Annotated in this window: 3 protein-coding genes; all 3 read right to left on the bottom strand. The window is 64.9% G+C overall.

Annotation, left to right across the window (positions count from 1 at the left end; translation table 11 throughout):
• Positions 1 to 79 precede the first annotated feature (79 nt).
• The 3 genes from WA225_RS25185 to WA225_RS25175 are packed head-to-tail and all read right to left on the bottom strand — an operon-like array spanning position 80 to position 1,489.
• The gene (locus WA225_RS25185; protein WP_422610098.1) at positions 80 to 658 is read right to left on the bottom strand and encodes a TIGR03086 family metal-binding protein; all 579 of its coding nucleotides are present in this window, start codon (positions 656 to 658) and stop codon (positions 80 to 82) included.
• Positions 645 to 1,127 carry an SRPBCC family protein gene (locus WA225_RS25180; protein WP_422610097.1) on the bottom strand — a complete coding sequence of 161 codons (483 nt, stop codon included), beginning with the start codon at positions 1,125 to 1,127 and terminating at the stop codon, positions 645 to 647. The genes WA225_RS25185 and WA225_RS25180 overlap by 14 nt, the downstream gene beginning before the upstream one ends.
• The gene (locus tag WA225_RS25175; protein ID WP_422610096.1) at positions 1,124 to 1,489 is read right to left on the bottom strand and encodes an ArsR/SmtB family transcription factor; all 366 of its coding nucleotides are present in this window, start codon (positions 1,487 to 1,489) and stop codon (positions 1,124 to 1,126) included. The genes WA225_RS25180 and WA225_RS25175 overlap by 4 nt, the downstream gene beginning before the upstream one ends.
• Between the last annotated feature and the right edge of the window lie 100 nt (positions 1,490 to 1,589).

The following is a 1,589-nucleotide window of genomic DNA, read 5'->3' as shown; positions in this document are numbered from 1 at the left end:
GCCTGATACACCGCGCGTTGTCAGTCGCTGTAGGGTCACCACCCACCACCACACACCACCGCCGCCACAACACGTGGTGTCAGTGTTTCTCAGATGGCCATTGTGGATCGCGGCCGATGAAGCCGAGCAACTTGGTCTGGGCATCGGCATCGTCCTTGACCGGCACTCTGGGTCCATATTGGCCGGACGATCGAATGACCTCCTCCAGCGGCTCCATGCCTGAGAGCAGCCTGGCACAGAAGTCCGGGTCGAGGCGGTCGTCCTGACCGGTCGCGCGGGCCAGGTCCCAAGTGTGCATGAACACGTCGGCGGTGTAGAACTGGTCGATCGCGCGGTCTAGGGGCAACTGGCCGATGTGCGGGTTGGAGAGCGTCAGGTTGGCGGTCGCCGGCTCGTCGAGGAGCGCCTGCACGGCATCGACATGCGCGTGCCAGGCGCCGACCGGGTCGTCGTCGACCGATGGTACGGTCGGCAGCCGCACACTGGAGCCGCCGGCCAGGAACGCCGGCAACCATTCGACGAGGTGCCGCACGACGTCGCGGGCGATCCAATCGGGCACCGGAGTGGGCACGTCCCACGAGTCGGTGCCGTTCACCTTGTCCGTGAAGGCACGCCCGATTTCGCGATGCCGCTGGGCGGGGTGGTCAGACAGTGCCATTCGCGAACATCTCCTCCAGCTTGGCGTAACCCTCGTCGACGCCGACCTTCATACCGCTGGCGAGCCAGGCGTCACGGCCCTCGAAACTATCCGTAAGGGACTGTGTGTGCAGACGGGTGCGTCCGTTGCCCAGGTCCTCGAACCACAGCGTTCCCAGGGCGACTTCATCAGGTTGGCCCTCCCACGTGAACGTCTGCACGATCCGGTCGGGCCGGACCTCGTGGAAACAGCCGCGGAATCCGTACTCCTGACCGTCGCGAGTGGATACATACCGCCAACTGCCGCCGGTGCGCGCGTCCCACTCGACCACGCGCGTCTGCATGCCGCTCGGCCCGATCCACCGCGCGAAGAGCTCAGGATCGGTGTGCGCCCGAAACAGCTGCTCGGGCGTCGCGTTGAAGTCGCGGCTCATCCGGATGACCGGCACCTTCGGGTCGGCCTCGATCGTGGTTTCGGCGATGGTGTTCACGCCACACTTCCCTTCTGTTCCTGAGAATCGTTGCCTGTCTCGTCGTTCATGCGCGCCAACACCGCGTCGAGGCGGCGGTAACGCTCCTCCGCCTGGCGCCGGTAGCGCTCGATCCACTTGTCCATGAGGTCGAAAACCTCAGCTTCCAGCCGCACCGTGCGAGGCTGTGGCCCGGGCGGACGGCTCACGACACCTGCGTCCTCGAGTACCTTGAGGTGCTTGTAGATCGCCTGCAGCGTCAGCTGATAGGGCTCGGCCAGCTGGTTGACGGTGGCGTCACCCGCCGAAAGCCGGGCTACCATGTCACGCCGGGTCGGATCGGCCAGCGCGGCAAAGATCCGCGACAGCGCGTTGGACGTCATGGCGACCTCACAAGCTTTCAACTCCATGGTTGAAAGCTACGCTACGTGAGCCCCGCGACCAGTGTCAACCGATGAGTTGAAAGAACTGCTCAGCAGCTAT

Source organism: Pseudomonas sp., from assembly GCF_049300855.1.
Classification (GTDB): domain Bacteria; phylum Pseudomonadota; class Gammaproteobacteria; order Pseudomonadales; family Pseudomonadaceae; genus Aquipseudomonas.
The sequence above is the reverse complement of the archived record's forward strand: the minus strand, read 5'-3'. Positions and strand labels throughout refer to the sequence as shown.